Origin of the sequence: Deinococcus sp. (assembly GCF_025362455.1) — a bacterium.
Lineage (GTDB): Bacteria > Deinococcota > Deinococci > Deinococcales > Deinococcaceae > Deinococcus.
In genome coordinates this window covers 1-17,124 of record NZ_JANYGJ010000183.1, presented here as the reverse complement: position 1 = coordinate 17,124, position 17,124 = coordinate 1, and the positions used below count along the sequence as shown (strand labels likewise).

The 17,124-nt window shown below is 66.5% G+C and carries 12 protein-coding genes and 1 pseudogene; 9 read left to right on the top strand and 4 right to left on the bottom strand.

Annotation, left to right across the window (positions count from 1 at the left end):
- Positions 1-1,089 (top strand): annotated as a pseudogene (locus Q0R23_RS13755) (SARP family transcriptional regulator); the annotation flags it as partial.
- Between the two features lie 579 nt (positions 1,090-1,668).
- On the opposite strand, the gene Q0R23_RS13750 reads toward Q0R23_RS13755, so the two are convergent.
- From Q0R23_RS13750 to cobT, 3 genes are all read right to left on the bottom strand, one after another.
- Positions 1,669-3,534: an ABC transporter ATP-binding protein gene (locus tag Q0R23_RS13750; RefSeq protein WP_293913874.1), complete on the bottom strand. Its 1,866-nt coding sequence runs from the start codon at positions 3,532-3,534 to the stop codon at positions 1,669-1,671.
- Positions 3,535-3,624: 90 nt separating this feature from the next.
- Positions 3,625-5,388, bottom strand: a complete 1,764-nt coding sequence (locus tag Q0R23_RS13745) for a carboxylesterase/lipase family protein (protein WP_293913872.1) — start codon at positions 5,386-5,388, stop codon at positions 3,625-3,627.
- Between the two features lie 114 nt (positions 5,389-5,502).
- Positions 5,503-6,606 carry a nicotinate-nucleotide--dimethylbenzimidazole phosphoribosyltransferase gene (gene cobT, locus Q0R23_RS13740; RefSeq protein WP_293913870.1) on the bottom strand — a complete coding sequence of 368 codons (1,104 nt, stop codon included), beginning with the start codon at positions 6,604-6,606 and terminating at the stop codon, positions 5,503-5,505.
- A 105-nt stretch (positions 6,607-6,711) separates the two neighbouring features.
- Between cobT and Q0R23_RS13735 the strand changes: the two genes are divergently transcribed.
- From Q0R23_RS13735 to Q0R23_RS13725, 3 genes are all read left to right on the top strand, one after another.
- Positions 6,712-7,911, top strand: a complete 1,200-nt coding sequence (locus tag Q0R23_RS13735) for a S8 family serine peptidase (protein ID WP_293913868.1) — start codon at positions 6,712-6,714, stop codon at positions 7,909-7,911.
- 83 nt (positions 7,912-7,994) lie between these two features.
- A complete protein-coding gene (locus tag Q0R23_RS13730) occupies positions 7,995-8,288 on the top strand; it encodes a hypothetical protein (protein WP_293913867.1) in 294 nt (97 codons plus the stop codon).
- Positions 8,289-8,615: 327 nt separating this feature from the next.
- Positions 8,616-9,221: a helix-turn-helix domain-containing protein gene (locus tag Q0R23_RS13725; RefSeq protein ID WP_293913866.1), complete on the top strand. Its 606-nt coding sequence runs from the start codon at positions 8,616-8,618 to the stop codon at positions 9,219-9,221.
- Positions 9,222-9,276: 55 nt separating this feature from the next.
- Here the strand turns inward: Q0R23_RS13725 and galE are convergent, their stop codons facing one another.
- Positions 9,277-10,269 carry a UDP-glucose 4-epimerase GalE gene (gene galE, locus Q0R23_RS13720; RefSeq protein WP_293913865.1) on the bottom strand — a complete coding sequence of 331 codons (993 nt, stop codon included), beginning with the start codon at positions 10,267-10,269 and terminating at the stop codon, positions 9,277-9,279.
- A 205-nt stretch (positions 10,270-10,474) separates the two neighbouring features.
- Here galE and Q0R23_RS13715 point away from each other — a divergent pair, with 205 nt between their 5' ends.
- From Q0R23_RS13715 to Q0R23_RS13695, 5 genes are all read left to right on the top strand, one after another.
- Positions 10,475-11,227, top strand: coding sequence for a DeoR/GlpR family DNA-binding transcription regulator (locus Q0R23_RS13715; protein ID WP_293913863.1), 753 nt, complete (start codon positions 10,475-10,477; stop codon positions 11,225-11,227).
- Positions 11,228-11,360: 133 nt separating this feature from the next.
- Positions 11,361-12,698 carry an extracellular solute-binding protein gene (locus tag Q0R23_RS13710; RefSeq protein ID WP_293913862.1) on the top strand — a complete coding sequence of 446 codons (1,338 nt, stop codon included), beginning with the start codon at positions 11,361-11,363 and terminating at the stop codon, positions 12,696-12,698.
- A 248-nt stretch (positions 12,699-12,946) separates the two neighbouring features.
- Positions 12,947-13,870, top strand: a complete 924-nt coding sequence (locus Q0R23_RS13705) for a sugar ABC transporter permease (protein WP_293913861.1) — start codon at positions 12,947-12,949, stop codon at positions 13,868-13,870.
- On the top strand, positions 13,867-14,772 hold the full coding sequence (locus Q0R23_RS13700) for a carbohydrate ABC transporter permease (protein ID WP_293913859.1): 906 nt from the start codon (positions 13,867-13,869) through the stop codon (positions 14,770-14,772). Before Q0R23_RS13705 ends, Q0R23_RS13700 begins: the two co-directional genes overlap by 4 nt.
- A gap of 223 nt (positions 14,773-14,995) precedes the next feature.
- Positions 14,996-17,053, top strand: coding sequence for a beta-galactosidase (locus tag Q0R23_RS13695; RefSeq protein ID WP_293913858.1), 2,058 nt, complete (start codon positions 14,996-14,998; stop codon positions 17,051-17,053).
- The last annotated feature ends 71 nt before the right edge of the window (positions 17,054-17,124 follow it).

The following is a 17,124-nucleotide window of genomic DNA, read 5'->3' as shown; positions in this document are numbered from 1 at the left end:
CTCGCAGACTTCTACTCGCTCCAGTCTCGCCACACTGAAGCGATGGAAGTGCTGTACGATCTGGCGCCGGAGAAGGACCACCCACTGATTACTGCCACCAAGGGGATGCTGCTTCGCCGCCGTCACCTCTACGCGGCGGCTATCGAAGAATTCGACAAAGCGCTCGATTCGCCGCGCCTGGAGGCCCGCGCCCACCTTCGGACGCTGCTCCACCTGGCCGACGCGCTGTCGAAGCATGGCGAAGTGGAGCGGTCCAGAGAGACCCTGAAACTGGCGCTCGACAGCCTGCTCTCGGCCCGCGACCAGATTCTCTACACGCCGGACATCCGTGAACTCTCCGACCTGGTGCAGCACGCGCTTCTCGACCCCGAACTGTCGCCGTACATGGAACTGGTGCTCGACAAGTTCGCCGCGCTCCACCGCACCGACGACGTGCCGGAAAACACCGTCATTCACCTGAATATCCAGACGATGGGCAAGGCGGCAGTCTTCAGCAGCGGTGAGGAAGTCAAATTCAGCCTGGGCGGCAGCGTCCTGACCCTGGCGTACCTGGCGCTGCACCCCGGCTCCAGCCGCCGCGAACTGGAAACGACCCTCTATCCGGAGCGCGACGGCAAGACGGCGGGCGATTATTTCCGGGCGGTGTTCCGGGAACTCCGGGTCAAGCTCGGCAACGAGGTGCTGTGGATGGACGGCAGCCCCAAGGCGCCGCGCTACCGACTGGGGCCGGGCGTCTTCGTGGACCTCGACCTGGAGCAGTTGCGCCAGGCGCTGGCACGCGGCGATGTGGCGCGGGCGCTGGCGCTCTACCGGGGGCCTTTTTTGCCTGAACTCAAGATGGAGAGCGACTGGGTAGACGACACCCGCGAGGAGCTGCGCCGCGACCTGGGCGCCGAGCTGCGCGCCCGCCTGACCCGCGCCCAGCAGAGCAAAGACCTGCGCCGCGCCCTGCTGCTGGCCAACCAGGCGCTGAAAATCGACCCAGAGAACCTGGAGCTGCTCGAACTGCGCGTCGAGATCGCCCGGCAGGTCGCCACACCGCAGGATCTGGCGCGGTACGTGGTCGAATTGCAGCGCCAATTGAACTGAGACGATTTTTGGTCGATGGAGTCGATTTGAGCCGGGAAGCGGCTGATCTTAAAATACAAGCGCATTTCTTTGACAAATCACCCGGATCGTTTGACCGTCAGGGCGAGTCGCCTCGGCACGCTTGGGGCCGGAATACGCCCGACTGACCGTCCTTCGGCCCCAAAAAAGCGCGACCTGTGATTGTCGAATATTTAACAAATATGCCTGCGCTGAGTAATTCAGATCACGTTTCGCGGCCCTGTCTCTACGCTCGCCGTCTGCCCATCAGTCTAGCAATCAGTCTGCCGGTCCGGTCCGCTTCGCCGGGCCACCTTCCATCAAAACTGCTTCCCATCAACACTACTGCGGGGACTGGCGACATCATGCCTGAAAAGTTGCAGTCGGTGGGTTTGGGCGTTTGCGACAGCCTCTGTCTGCACTCAGTTTAGAGCAGTACTCCGAATTACGCCACGGGGAAAACAGCCTCCCCGCGCCTCCATTCTGCGTCCTGCTCAGTCAAAACTACTCGCTCCGCTCGGTCATAAAAAGGGTCTTTTTATGACATCTGCTCTAATGCTTGGCTCAGCCGGAATGTCCGGCTCAGACGGGCACCGCCGCCTCGGTGTAGCCTGCCGCCTGAAGGTTGTAGAGCGCGGCGTAGCGGGCGTTCAGCGCGATCAGCTCCTGGTGGCTGCCCGCCTCGGCGACCCGGCCCCCGTCGAGCACGATGATCTGGTCGGCCAGGCGCACGGTCGAGAAGCGGTGCGAGATCAGCAGCGTGATGCGGTCACGGGCCTGTTCACGCAGCGCCTGAATGGTCTCGAACTCGGCGCGGGCGTCCAGCGCGGCGGTGGGCTCGTCGAAAACCAGCACCGAGGCGTCACGGAAGTACAGCCGGGCCAGCGCCAGGCGTTGCCACTGTCCCCCCGACAGTTGCCGCCCGCCCTGAAACAGTCGGCCCAGTGGGGTTTTGAGGCCGTCCGGCAGCTCGTGGACGAACTCGGCTCCGGCCTGGGCGATGGCGCGTTGCTGCCCGGCCTCGTCAGCCAGGCGCCCGGTTTCGGCCAGCGCCACGTTTTCCCCGGCCTGCATCTGGTACTGCCCGAAATCCTGAAAGATGATGCTGAGTTGCCGCTGCACGCTGCGCGGACTGAAACGGGCGGCGTCTTGGCCGTTGAGCAGGATGCGTCCGGCGCTCGGTTCGAACAGCCGGGTCAGCAGCTTCATGGCGGTGGTCTTGCCCGCGCCGTTCTCGCCGACCAGCGCCAGTGCCTCGCCGCGCCGCACGGTGAAGCTCAGGCCGCGCAGCACGTCCTTGTCGGTCAGCGGGTAGCGGAAGGCCACGTCCCGGAACTCGATGGTGTCGATGTCGCCTTCCCAGATGTCCCCGGCGTCGAGGTCGCGGGTGGGCAGCTCCAGAAAGCTGTAGAGGTTGCGCATGTACAGCAGGTTCTGGTACACCCCGCTGACGCCCGACAGCAGGCCCGACACCGTGCCCTGAATCTGGGCGATGCCCAGCGCGAACAGCGAGAAGTCGCCCACCGTCAGTTGCCCCGCCGCCGCCCGCCGCAGCACCAGCGCCGAGGCCGCGCCCACCAGCGACGCGGCGATGATCGAGGCGCCCAGGTTGCCCCAGCCGCGCCGCCGCACGATGCCTTCGAGCTGCGTGCGGAAGCCCAGATAGAATTCGCGCCAGCGGCCCAGCAGGTACGGCTCGACGTTGAACAGCCGCACCTCTTTGACCAGGCTGTCGCTGGTCAGCACGGAGCCGAAATAGTTCTGGACGCGGGCGTCGTGGGTCTGCCAGCGCAGCATCCGGTAATTCTCGACCCCGAAGCGGCTCGATACGTACACGCCCGGCAGCGCCGAGAGCAGGATCAGCGGCACGATCAGCGGTCCCAGCCCCACCATCAGCCCGCCCACCGACAGCAGCGTCACCAGGGCGCCCGCCAGCCCGACGAGCTGGGTGGCGACCTGCACCGGGCGCGAGCCGACCTCTCGGTAGGCCTGCTGAAGCCGGTCGTAGGTCTCGGCGTTCTCGAAGCGCTCGACTTCCAGCTCGGTGGCTTTTTGCAAGATCAGGGCGGTGATGCGGTGCTGCAAACTGTCGCCCAGCAGTTCACGGGCCGAGTTCTGGACGATGCCCAGCAAGCTGCCGAGCACGCCCAGTCCGACCTGGAGGCCCAGCAGCCCCAGCAGGGCGCCGTAACTTTCCTGGCCGCCTACCGACAGCGCCACGGCGTCGAGCAGCCGCTTGCTGACGTACAGGTTGAGGGCGGGCAACACCGAGAGCAGCAGCGTGGTGGTCGCAAACCAGGTGGTCTGGGCCGGGCTGGCCTGCCAGACGAGCTTGAGCGTGGCTGTGAGGTCGCGCAACTGCTGGCGGCGCGACGTTTCAGCGGCGGCGGGTTTGGTGGCCGGGGCATTGGGGCTGGGAGGAGTGGCGTTTGGGCGCGGCAGGGTCACACGCGAGTCTAGACCAGGGGATAGCCGTGCGCCTGAACAAAGGTTGCAATAGCCAGTCCAGCCGACCTGTCCAGCCGACCTGGCCGCCCCTCAGCGCCCGTCCAGCTCGTTCCAGAAGGCGCAGCGGTGCCGCTCGGCGAAATCGCTGATGACCGTGTTGCCCGCCGGACTCAGGCTCAAGAGGTTCCTGAGCTGCGGATCAAACGGCGCCCAGGTGCCTTGCCCCGCGCCGTTCGGGTCGCCGCTGCGGGCGAAATTGGCCCAGTAGGTCCGCATCTGCCGGGCCAGCCGGGTCTGCGCCGGACTGAAGGCGGCAGGGTCGGCCAGGCCGGTCAGCGGCGTGCCGAACACCGAGATCAGCTCCGAGGCGTGGTAGGCGCCCAGCTTCGGCACGCTGGCGGTGGGTTTCAGCTCGCTGACGGCCTGCGGGTCGCTGAATTCGTAGGCGTAAGTGGGCACGAAGCGGGCCGCCTGGGTAATCACGCTGTAGACCGGGCAGGCGAACAGCCCGTCGGTGACCACGGCGGCGGCGGCCAGCCCGTTGGTCGGGTAGGCGCGGCCCGGATAGCTCTGCAAAATCGCCCTGGCCCGCTCCAGCTTCAGCGCCGAGATCAGGCCCCAGTACAGCGGCGTGTTCAGCGCCAGCCGGGGCGGTGTCAGGTAAGCGGTGAACGGCGTGCCCTCGTCGCGGTTGCCGCCGATCAGCAGCGGCACCTTGGTCAACAGGCCGCCCTGGTAGGCGTCGTAGGGTTTGCGGGGAATGAGGGCGTCGCCGTAAAGGGGCGGCAGCGCCACGGTGCCCGGCGCCCGGCTGCCCGGCACGGCGGTCTCGATCAGGGTGCTGGCCGGAATCAGCCGCAGGCAACCCGCGACGAGTGGCGAGCAGTTGAAGGCGCCAGTAAACGCCGCCCCGGTGCTCAGCGCCTGGGCCAGCGGCACGGTGTTCAGCGGCGCCGCGCAGGGACCGCTCTGCACGATGGCCCGCTGAAACAGGCCCTGGCTGGCGGGCGAGGTCAGCAGGTCGCAGAGCATGATCGCCCCCGCCGACTCCCCGAAGGCGGTCACGTTGCCCGGATCGCCCCCGAAGGCGGCGGCATTTTCTTTCACCCATTTGAGCGCGGCCAGCAGGTCTTGCAGCGCGTAGTTGCCGCTCTGCGGCCCCAGCGCGGGCGCGGCCAGGAAGCCCAGGGCGCCCAGCCGGTAATTCAGGGTCACCACCACCACGTTCTGTTCACGGGCCAGCAGCGAGGCGTCGTAGATGTTGCCGCTGCCGGTGGTAAACGAGCCGCCGTGAATCCAGACCATCACCGGCAGCGGCCTGACGGTGGCCGCCGTCTGGGTCGCCCCCTCACTGGCACTCCGAACCGGCGCGTAGACATTCAGATACAGGCAGTCTTCCTGACCCCTGAGACGGCGGTCCGGCGACGGGTCGAGCGGGTTGGGCGGTTGCAGACAGACGTCCGCGAAGCGCGAAGCGTCGCGGCGCCCCGGCCAGGCCGTCGGCGGCTGCGGCGGCGCCCAGCGCAGCAGCCCCAGCGGCGGCTGCGCGAAGGGCACCCCGAAAAAGCGCCGCACGCCGCCGTTTTCGCGCCCGCCCAGCAGCCCCTGGGCCACGCGGGCTTGGGTGAGCGTGCCGGGCGCGGCTGGCAGCGTCGTCGCCCTGGGCTGCGGCGCATCTGGGACCGGTGAGGGTGCCTGGGTTGATCCAGCCTGGGTTGATCCAGACTGTGCCGGGCCAGACACGTTCTGCGCCGCCGCCGGAGACGCAGCGGTCTGTGCGCCTGTACCGAACAGGCTGGCACCGAACAGGCTAACCAGTACGGTGCACAGAGTCACGGCGAAACGCAGACGCATACCCCCAAGTCTGGGCGGCGCGGGGGCCGCTTGCGCGTGACCGACTGGCGCCAAGTATTTTTCAAACCTTAATGTCTGGCCCGGCTCAGGTCGGCACGTTCAGGTCTCTGGCACTCAGGCGGGCGGCGCTCCCGGCGCTCCCGGCACGCCCGCCTCGGCGAAGGTCTGCATCTCGCGCAGGGTGGCTGCCGCGCCCAGCAGCAGCGGGGCCGCCAGCACGCCGCCGCTGCCCTCGCCCAGCCGCAGGCCCAGGTCGAACAGCGGCACCAGGCCCAGGCTGCGCAGTTGCGCCGCGTGCCCGATCTCGGCGCACAGGCCCGCCGGAAACAGAAAATCTCGCAGCGCCGGAGCCAGCGCCACGCCGATCAAAGCCGCCGCGCCCTCCACGAAGCCGTCCACGATGACGGCCCGCCGACTGGCCGCCGCCTGAAGCATCATGCCCGTCATGGCGGCGATCTCGAAGCCGCCCAGGTCGGCCAGCGTGCCCAGCGGGTCGCGGGGATCACTACCGCCCCGGTCCAGTGCGCTCTGCACGACCTGCACCTTGTGGGCCAGGCACACGTCGTCGATGCCGGTGCCGCGCCCGGTGACGGCGGCGGCGCCCACGTCCAGCATTCGGGCCGTGAGTGCGCTGGCCGCCGTGGTGTTGGCGATGCCCATTTCGCCGGGAATCAGCAGATCGGCGCCGCCTGCTATGGCGGTGCGGGCCAGCGCGGCACCAGCCAGGATCAGGCTTTGCGTCTCTTCGCGGGTCATGGCGCTTTCCCGGCGCAGGTTGCGGGTGCCGCGCCGCACGGCTGCTCGGACCAGGGCCGGGTGATCGGGCAACGTTGCGGCCACGCCCGCGTCCATCACGTAGACCTCGGCGCCCAGGTTGCGGGCCAGGGCGTTGACCGCCGCGCCGCCCTGGCCCGCCGGGACCGTCATCAGGAAGTTGCCGACCATCGCCTGCGTGACGGCCTGCGGAAAGGCGCTCACCTTCTCCTCGGCGACCCCGTGATCGCCCGCCGCCACCATCACGGCCACGCCTCTCGGATGCGGGCGCGGCGTGCCGAAGACGCCTGCGAGCCGCACCGAGAGCGCTTCGAGCAGCCCCAGGGCGCCGGGCGGCTTGGTGAGCTGGGTCTGGCGCTCCTGGGCGGCCTGCCTGGCGCCCGCGTCGGCGGGTCGAATGGCGCTTATCAGGGCGGCGAGTTCGGGGGGCAGGGCAGGGGACATACGCTCCTTGAGACAGCACTTGATGTGAATTCTTCAAAATGAAAATCGGGTGAGGGCGGCGGCATCCGTGTTCGTCCGGGTCGCTCGCTGATAGAGAATAGCCAGATGGAAAGCCTGCTGCGCGAGAACCCCCAGTACGTGATCGTCTTCGAGAAGCCTTCGGACGCCAACGAAACCCTGCTGGCCGGGGTGCTGAAGGTGCAGCACTCAGAGCCGGGCCGGGCCGAGAGCCGAACGTCGCGGCGCATCTTGCAGCAGCAAAACGGGGTGCATGCCCGCGTCTACGCCCGGCTGGCGGTGGCGGTGGCCAACCTGACCCCCGAACAGGTCGATAGCCTGCGGGCCGAGCCACAGGTGCAGTCGGTGGCCCGCAATCAGCGCCGCACCCTGCCGCCGCTGGTGCTGGCCGCCGCCCAGGCGCCTGTTGCTGGTACTGGCGCACCGGCGCCCGTCAACCGCGCCCTGGAGCAGATCGGGCTGGACCCACTGGCCACCTCGCCCAGCGGCAAGAACATCAAGGTGGCCGTCATCGACACCGGCATCGACCTCACTCACCCCGACCTGAGCGTGCTGCCCGGCAATACCCGCAGCTTCGTGCCCGACGAACCCGACGTGGCGGACCTCAACGGTCACGGCACCCACTGCGCGGGCGTCATCGCGGGGCGCTTCAGCCCGCAGGGCGGCTTTCGATACGGTGTGGCGCCGGGCTGCGAGCTGATTATCGCCAAGGTGCTCAACAAGTTCGGCCAGGGCTACGACGACCAGATTCTCGACGCCATCGACTGGGCCGCCGACCAGGGGGCAAGCGTCCTGTCGATGAGCCTGGGCAGTCCGCGCAGTGCCGGGCAGCCTTACAGCGACCCCTACGAGCGGGTGGCCCAGGTGCTGCTGACCCAGGGCATTGTGCTGGTGGCGGCGGCGGGCAACGAGAGCGAGCGCCCGGCCATGATCGCCCCGGTGGGCAACCCGGCGGCCTGCCCGTCGATTCTGGCGGTGGCGGCAGTCGATGGGCGCGATCAGCCTGCCTATTTCAGTTGCGGCGACACCGACGGGATTGGCCGCATAGACCTGGCCGCGCCGGGCGTGGGCGTGTATTCAGCCTGGATCGGCGGCGAGCACAAACGCCTGTCGGGCACCAGCATGGCCGCGCCGCACGTTTCCGGCGTCGCGGCGCTGTACATGGAGCAGTTTCCGGCACTCTCCGGACAGGCGCTGTGGGACCGGATGACGGTGGACGCAGCCACGCTCATTTCGCCCGCCACCGATGTGGGCGCAGGCATGGTACAGGCGCCGAAGCCGGTTTGAAGCTGACCGGCTCTAGCCCGAACAGTCGATTCTGAACAATTGACCGCCCGCTTTGGATTAAGCTGAGGCGGGAGAAATCAACCATGTCAAGAGTAGAAATCAACCCCCCGCTCAGCCCGGCGCCGCAGACCGCCTCCCGCACCTCGGTGCAGCGGGTCCACGTGACGCTGAGGCCGGAGGTTTGCGCCTCGCCGGACATGTTGCAGGGGGTCTTGGACCAGATCGAGGGCGCCACCGGCATGGTCGGCGTCAATTCCCGCCGCCTGGAGCGCTACGGCATCCTGAGCGGCGAGGTCCGCAGCACCCAGATCGCCCGCCTGGCCGCCATCGACGGCGTGCAGTCGGTACAGACCGACCAGCTCAAGCGGGCGCTGTAGTCTCAGCAGCGTCGTCTGGCCCTGATGGGTTCAGGACACCACCAGGCCGCCTCATCGGGCCGCGCTCGACAGGCCGGATATATGGGGCTTTTGAGACCTGCGGTGCGGCAACGCGGGTCAGTTCACCGACAAGATCAGGATGAAGGGCCGCGTTTGAAGTCGTCATGCACTTCAGAGTGGCTGGCCAGATTTAAAACTTGAACGTGATGCGACATTTCCAGTCCCCAGGTTCCAGTCCCCAGGCTTCATGACGGTCTGTCAGGTGACGATCTGCCAGATGACTGCTTGTCAGATGACTTGGTGTCAAGTTCTGCTAGACTGCGGGATATGACCGAAGTGGTGCTGGCCCGCCGTCTGAGCGCACAGACGCGCCGTGAACAGATTCTGGAGGTGGCAGGGCGGCTGTTTGTGGGGCGCGGCTTCGAGGCGGTGGGCATGGCCGACATCGCCGCCGAGTTGCAGGTGTCGCGCCCGACCATCTACAGCTATTTTCCCTCCACCGAGATGATGCTCGAATCGCTGTTCGAGGCCCGGCTGGAGCATTTTCCCGAACGCCTCTCGCCGCTGCTGCCCGAATCCGGCCTGGTGGCTTTCGACGCGCTGTTTCGGCTGCTGCTTCAGGAACGCGAGCTGCTGTCACTGCTCAACAGCGGTGGCGGGCCGCTGTTTCGTCGCCGTCGCCGGGCCTTCGTGCAGGCCATCGAAACGCGGCTGAAGTTGCGCGAGTTGCCCGCCGTGCGCCGCCAGCCGCATCTGCTGCCCATCTTGCTGAACCTGCTGACCAGCCTGGCCTACGAGCGCATCAGTGCGGCTGAGACGAGTGCGGCTGAGACGAGTGCGGCTGAAGCTGGTGTCGGTGACGAGGCCAGCGAAGACGGCCTGCCGGAAGTGCTGAAAAGCTTCATCCTGGGCGGCATCGCGGGCACCAAGTAGGGGAGAGCCGAATACGCCAACGTTTGTCTTCGGGTAAACCGAGCGGCGTGTACCGTCAGCTCTCAAAGCCGTGCGGGTGCGTGCGGTGCCAGTCCCAGGCCGTTTTCACGATCTCGCCCAGGTCGGTGAACCTGGGGGCGAACTTCAGCTCGGCCATGATCTTGCCGGGGTCTGCGACCAGCGAGGGCGGATCGCCGGGGCGGCGCGGGCCTTCCTCACGTGTCAAAGGCGTGCCCACCACCTCGTCCACCGCGTCCAGCACCTGCCGGACCGAGAAGCCGTGCCCCAGGCCGACGTTGTACGCCTGGGCGCTGGCCGCGCCGCCTACTAAAGCCTGAATCGCCAGTACATGCGCGTCGGCCAGGTCCATGACATGCACGTAGTCGCGCACGCAACTTCCGTCGGGCGTGGGGTAGTCGGTGCCGTTGACGAACATCTTCTGGCGTTGGCCCAGGGCGGTCAGCAGCGCCAGTTCAATGAGATGGGTCTTGTTGGGGTGGTCCTCGCCGATGGTGTGGTCCGGCGCCGCGCCGCAGACGTTGAAGTAGCGCAGCACGGTGTAGGGCAGCCCGTGCGCCACGCCGAAATCGCGCAGAATCTGCTCGACCATCAGTTTGCTGTGGCCGTAGCTGCTGGTGGGCGCCTTGGCGGCGTCTTCGGGAATGGGCGCCGCGCCCGCTTCACCGTAGACGGCGGCGGTGGAGCTGAACACGATAGGCACCTTGCGCGTGTCCACGATGGCCTGAAACAGATTCAGGCTGCCGGTGACGTTGTTCTGGTAATAGCGGCCCGGTGAGCGCATGCTCTCGGACACCTCGATCAGCGCGGCGAAATGAATCACCGCGTCGGGCTGGGCGCTTTGTAGGGCGGCTCGAAGGGCGGGTGGGTCCAGCAGATCGGCGACGATCAGGGCCACCTCGCCCGGCAGGGCTTCCCGGTGCCCGCTCGACAGGTTGTCCAGCACCGTGACCCGGTGCCCGGCGCCCAGCAACTGCCGGACCGTATGTGAACCGATGTACCCTGCCCCGCCGACGACCATCAGATGCATGCGTGCTCTCCCGTGTGGTGCCGAACCGTGGTGTGCTGGCCGAGACTTCGCGCCCGGCCCGAAGCGTGGACGCCCGCGCCCCTGGTCCGCTAGACTGAACAAACGTCCAACCCACATCTTAAAGTGTTCAGAACCACTTGACGCCCGGCCCCTGCCGTGTTTACACTTCGTAACATACGAAAGTAACGAAAGGAAGGAGGCCGCTATGAGGCAGCAGCGCCACGGCCAAGTATTGCACGTTCTGGCACGCCAGGAGCGCATTTCCGTGACTGAGCTGTCGTCTATGTTAGGAGTTTCGGAAGTTACCGTTCGCCATGACCTCGATGCTCTGGCGCAGGCCGGACTGCTGCGCCGCACCCGTGGAGGCGCCGCCCGCGTTCTGGAAACCGAGCAGGCGCTCGAAGCCAGCAGCCTGCGGCACGTCGCCGCCAAACGCCGCATCGGGCGGGCCGCCGCCGCCCTGGTCAGAAGCGGCGACACCATCTTTCTGGATGTCGGCAGCACCACCACCGAAATCGCCCGCTCGCTCTCGCCGACGCTTCAGGGCGTGCTGGTGGTCACCAACGGCCTGAACATCGCCCTGGAACTCGAACGGCTGCCCAACGTCGAAGTCATGGTCACAGGTGGGCGGCTGCGGCGGCTGCAACACAGCCTGGTCAACCCGTACGCGCTGGAACTGCTGGGCCACATTCACGCCGACTGGCTGTTTCTCGGCTGCAACGGCGTGCATCCGGAGCGCGGCGTGACCAACGCCAACTTTGAAGAGGCCGAGGTCAAGGCGGGCATGGTTGCCCGCAGCCGCGAGGTCGTGGTGGTGGCCGACCACAGCAAGCTCGGCGCCGTCAGCCGCGCCCAGATCACCGGTCTGGAACAGGTCACCACCCTGATTACCGACAAGCAGCCCGGCCAGTTCATGACCGACTACGCCGCCCAGGTCGGGCGCGTGCTGTGCGTCTGAAGCGGGCACTGATCTGAGCGGCGACTCGATCTGAATTCCGTCCAACCCAGACTCCATCCAACCCAGACTCTTCCCGAATCCAAATCGGCCCAAGTCAGCCCTCTTCGCCCCACTTCACCGCACAGGAGAACGCATGTCATACGCTCAACCGCCCCGCCTGCTCAAGAAGACCGCCCTGCTGCTCAGCCTCGCGCTGGTGGCCAGCACTGCCCTCGCCGCCGATCCGGCCTTTCCCAAGGCGCCCACCGACAAGGTGCAGCTCGAAGTCTGGTCGTGGGTGCCGGGCCTGGACAAAACGGCGGCTGAGTTCACCAAGCAGTACCCCAACATCACGGTCAAGATCACCAACCTCGGCGGCGGGCCGCAGACCTACACCAAGCTCCGCACCGCCATCGAGGCCAAGAGCGGCGCGCCCGACGTGGCCCAGATCGAGTACGGTTTTCTGCCCGCCTTCGCCGATACCGGCGGCCTGGTCGATCTGAGCAAGTACGGCGCGAGCGACTTCAAGAAGTACTTCGTGCCCTGGACCTGGGGACAGGTCAGCCCCGACGGCCAGGCGGTCTACGCCATTCCGCAGGACACCGGCCCCTTTGCGATGGTCTACCGCGAGGACCTGCTCAAAAAGTACGGCATTGCGACGCCCAAAACCTGGGACGAGTACGCCAAGGCGGCGGCCACCGTCAACACCAAGTCGGCTGGCAAGGTCAAGCTGGGCAACTTCTACACCACCTTCGCGCCCTGGTTCATGGCGATGGCCTGGGCCGACGGCGGGCAGTTTTTCAAGCGTGACGGCGACGGCTGGGTCCAGACCCTGAACAACGCCAGCGCCAAGAAGGTGCTCAACTACTGGTACGCCCTCATCAAGAAAGGCCAGATCGGCACCCTGCAAGCCTTCACCGCCGACTACTGGAACGCGGCGGGTGCCGGAAGCGTCGCCAGCAATTTCGAGGCGGCCTGGGGTCCGGGCGGCTACGCGGGCAGCCTGAAAGACAAGTCGGCGGGCCTGTGGCGCGTGGCTCCGCTGCCGCAGTGGAAGGCGGGCGGCAAGGTCGCCAGCGGCAACTGGGGCGGCAGCTCCAATGTGGTCACCACCCAGAGTAAAAACAAGGAGGCCGCCACGCTGTTCTCGCTGTGGCTCAACCTCTCGCAGACGGCCATCACCGCCAACTGGAACAACGGCGGCCTGTTTCCGGCCTCCGACGCGGGCCTGGCCCTACCAGCCCTGGATGATAAAACCAAGAACCCCAGCAAGTTCTTCGGCGGCCAGAACATCAGCGCCGTCTACGCCGAGGCCTCGCGCGGCGTGAACGTCAACTTCCAGTGGGCGCCCTGGTTCCCCGCCGTCAACGACAACTTCAACAAGCAGATGGACAAGATGATCAAGGGCCAGTTCACCCCCGACCAGGCCCTCGATGCCTGGCAGGCCGAGACGCTGGCAGGCGCCAAGAAGGAAGGCTTCACCGTTAAATAAGACGGTCGAAGCCAGGAGGGGAGGGGCGCGTCAGGCTCCCTTCCCCTTGCGGTTTGGGGGACGAATGTCGTGCATGGGGCGGTAACGCTGCCCGGTGGTCCCCTCACCCCGCTGCCGCGCAGCGCCCCTCTCCCGCAAGGGGCGAGGGGTAACTACAGCAGTTCCGCATGTCTGATAAAAATATAATTCCCCATAAGTTCACCCCCCGCTCTGCACATCCAGCTTTCTATTCCCCCATCAGGAGGTGATTGCCATTGACCGATCTCTCGCTCCCCACCGCCCTCCAGGCGCCCTCGCCCCGGCGCAAGAAAGCGCTGGCGAACCGCTTCACGCCCTGGTTTTTCCTGGCTCCGTTCCTGACGGTGTTCGCCGCGTTCTTCGTGGCGCCCGTCGGCTACGCGCTGTATCTGAGCCTGTTCATCAAAAAGCGCGGCGGCTTCGGCCCGGCCCGCCAGGCCTTCGGCGGCCTGACCAACTACGTGCGGGCTTTTCAGGACAGCGAATTCTTGCAGTCGCTGCTGCACATTCTGCTGTTCATGGTGATTCAGGTGCCGCTGATGCTGCTGGCGGCCACCGCCCTGGCCCTGATTCTCGACGGCGTGAAAAACGGTTTCGCCGGGCGCTTCTTCCGCACCGCCTTTTACCTGCCGTACACGCTGCCCAGCGTCATTGCCGGGCTGCTGTGGGGCTACCTGTACTCCAAGAACCTCTCGCCCTTCAACCAGATCACCGGCCTGAAAACCGACTTTCTGGCCAGCGGGATACTCCTGTTTTCCATCGGCAATATCGTCACCTGGACCTGGACCGGCTACAATATGATCACCCTATACGCCGCGCTGCAAAACGTGCCCGGTGAGCTCTACGAGGCCGCCCGCATCGACGGCGCCAGCAACTGGGATCTGACCCGCTACGTGAAGTTGCCGCTGCTGCGCCCGGCCCTGACGCTCAGCGCCATCTTCTCGGTGATCGGCACCATGCAGATCTTCAGCGAGCCGTTCGTGCTGCGGCCTCTGGGCTACGTGCCCGACAACATCACGCCCAACACGTATCTGTATCTGGTGGTCGCCCGCGACGGCAACTTCAGCTACGGCGCGGCGCTGGCGGTCCTGCTGGCGGTGTTCACCTTCATTCTCAGCGGATTCTTCCTGCGCAGCGTGCAGGGTGAATCGTGAGCGGCGCCCTGCGTTCGGAGGCCCCGGCCCGGCGCCTGGGGAAGCCGCGAAAGTCGTCTGGTCCGCGTTTTACGCCGCTGCAAACAGCCATCCTGCTGCTGTTCGCCTTCTACTGCCTGCTGCCGCTGTGGTGGATGCTGACCACGCTCGCCAAGGATAACGGGCAATTGTTTTCCACGCCCGGCTTTCTGTTCGCCCTGCCCTCGCACCTCTCCGAGAATCTACACACGCTGTTTACCCGCCAGGACGGCATCTTCGCCCGCTGGCTGGTCAATTCGGTGGTCTACGCTGGGCTGACGGCGGCGGGCAGCATGGTCGTCTCGGCGATGGCCGGATACGCCTTCTCCAAGTTCAGATTTACCGGGCGCGACGCCCTGTTCAACGTGATTCTGGCGACCATCATGGTGCCGTCTACCGCGCTGGTGCTACCGATTTTCCTGCTGATGCAGCAGATCGGGCTCATCAACACCTACTGGGCGGTGATTTTGCCCGGCCTGGTCAACCCGTTTGGCCTGTACCTGATGCGGCTGTTCTGGGACGCCGGATTTCCCAGCGAGCTGATGGAAGCCGCCCGCATCGACGGGGCGTCGGAGGGCACCATCTTTTATCAACTGGGGCTGCCGCTGGTGCGCGGCGGGCTGGTCACGGTGGCGCTGTTCGCCTTCGTGGGCGCCTGGAACAACTTCTTTCTGCCGCTGGTGGTCGTCAACAAGGAGGAGCTGTTTCCGCTGACGCTGGGTCTGTCGGTGTGGAATCAGACCAGTTCGAGCAGCGGCCAGGAACCGCTCTACACCGTCATCGTGCTGGGCGCCCTCATCAGCATCCTGCCGCTGGTGATCGCCTTCCTGAGCCTGGGCCGCTACTGGCAGGGCGGGCTGGCGAGCGGGGCCGTCAAGGGCTGAGTTGGATTTGACATGAGGCTGTTGAGAATGGCGTGTGGGGCGGGTTCGCTGCTCGGTGGCCCCCTCACCCTTCCGCCGCGTTGCGGCTCCCTCCCTCTCCCGCAAGGGGCGAGGGTCAACAGCGACCAATACCCAATATCAATAAAGGTAGTCGAGAATCAGTTTCGTCTCGAATGCTTTGAGTAACGCACCACAGAACCTATTCGCCCCAAGGAGCTGCCCGATGTCTGATCCACCCACCCACCTCGAACTCGCCACCTGCGATTACCCGGAGCAGAGCGCCCAGCCGCTCGCTCACGCGGCCACGGCGGCAGCCGGGCAACGCGCGCTGGGCCTGGCCTACGTGCGCCTGGCCGAGTTCGCCTGGAGCAGCTTCGAGCCGCGAGAGGGCCACTACGCCTGGAGCTGTCTGGACGGCGCCATCGACGCCTACGCCGCTGAGGGCCTGAAGGTCGTGCTGTGTACGCCCACCGCCACGCCGCCCGCCTGGCTGACCCGTGCCCACCCCGAAATCTTGCCCTACGACCTCCAGGGCCGGGTCCGCGACTTCGGCTCGCGGCGGCATTACGACTTCGCCTCGCCGATTTACCGTGAGCACTCGAAGCGCATCACGCGGGCAATGGCCGAGCGCTACGGCAATCACCCGGCGGTGGTCGGCTGGCAGACCGACAACGAGTTCGGCTGCCACGCCACCGGGCGCAGTTACGGCGGCGCCAGTGCGGCGGCTTTTCCAGCCTGGCTTCAGCAGCGCTACGGCACGCTGGCCGAGCTCAACACCGCCTGGGGCAACGCCTTCTGGAGCATGGACTACGACGACTGGGCGCAGATCAGGCCGCCGAACCTGACCGTCACGGAAGTCAACCCGGCTCACCAGCTCGACTACTACCGCTTTTGCAGCAGCCTGGTCGTCTCGTTCCAGGCCGAGCAGGTCGCCATCCTGCGCGACTGCTCGCCGGGCCGATTCATCACCCACAATTTCATGATCTTCGAGTCCGGCTTCGATCATTACGAAGTGGCGCGTGGGCTCGATTTCGTGAGCTGGGACAGCTACCCCACCGGCATGCTCGAATTCTTCGCCCCTTTCGGCGTCGCTGAGGCCCTCAAGACCCACTTCGCCCGCACCGGCCACCCCGATCTGGTGAGCTTTAACCATGACCTCTACCGGGGACTTCTGGAAGTGGGAAGTGGGAAGTGGGAAGTGGGAAAAGATCAAGGCGTCCTTCCCACTTCCTACTCCCCACCACCTACTACCCACTCCCCACTCTCCACTTCCGGCTTCTGGGTCATGGAGCAGCAGTGCGGCCAGGTCAACTGGGCGCCGCACAACCCGCTGCCCGCAGGCGGCGCCGTCAAACTCTGGACCGCCCAGGCGTGGGCACACGGGGCCGACGTGGTGAGCTATTTCCGCTGGCAGGCGGCCAGGGCGGCGCAGGAGATCATGCACTCCGGGCTGCTGCGCCACGACGGCTCGCCGGACCGGGGCCACGGCGAAGTGGCGGCGCTCGATCTGACTGCGTTCCCACTGGGGGAGGTGCGCGGCCACGTCGCCCTGCTGCACGACTACGAGAGTCTGTGGATCTATGACGCCCAGCCCCACAGCGCCACCATGAGCTACTGGACCCAACTGATGGCCTACTATGGTGCCCTGCGCTCGCTCGGCCTCGATGTGGACGTGCTTCACCCCGACGCCGACCTGGGCGCCTACCCGGTGGTCATCGCCCCGGCCCTGACGCTGATGACGCCGCAGCGATCACGGCACCTGACCGATCTGGCAGCGGCAGGTAAGAAGCTGGTCTTCGGCCCGCGCACCGCTTTCCGCACCGTCTCCGGCGGCACCCCGGACGAGGGACAGTTCGGCCCGCTGACTTCACTGATCGGCGCCCGGCTGGAAAACTTCGACTCGCTGCGCCCCGGTCTGAGCCAGGCTGTTCGGTACGGCGAGGTGACGTTCCAGGCCACGAGCTGGGCCGAAAGTTACCGCCTGGAGGGTGCCCGAACGCTCGCCAGCTACGTCGGCGGGCCGCTGGGCGGCCAGAGCGCGGTGATCCGCAGGGGCAACGTGACCGTCATCGGTGCCCACGACCCGGAGCTGATCGGCGCGGTGCTCAGCGAGGTCTTCATGAACGCCGGATTCCCGGTGGAGGCCCTGCCGGACGGTGTGCGCCTCAGCCGCCGGGCCGGGAAACTGCTGGTGCAGAACTGGAACCCCGGCAGCGTAAAATGGCGCGGTCAGGTGCTGCCGCCGGTCAGTTTCAGCGTGCTGGACGCTCCGGCGTCGTGAGTCTCACGTCCTGAGCCCTCCTCCCCGTTTTCTATTCCACGTCCCCGCGAGGAGCTTATGACCCAGCCTCC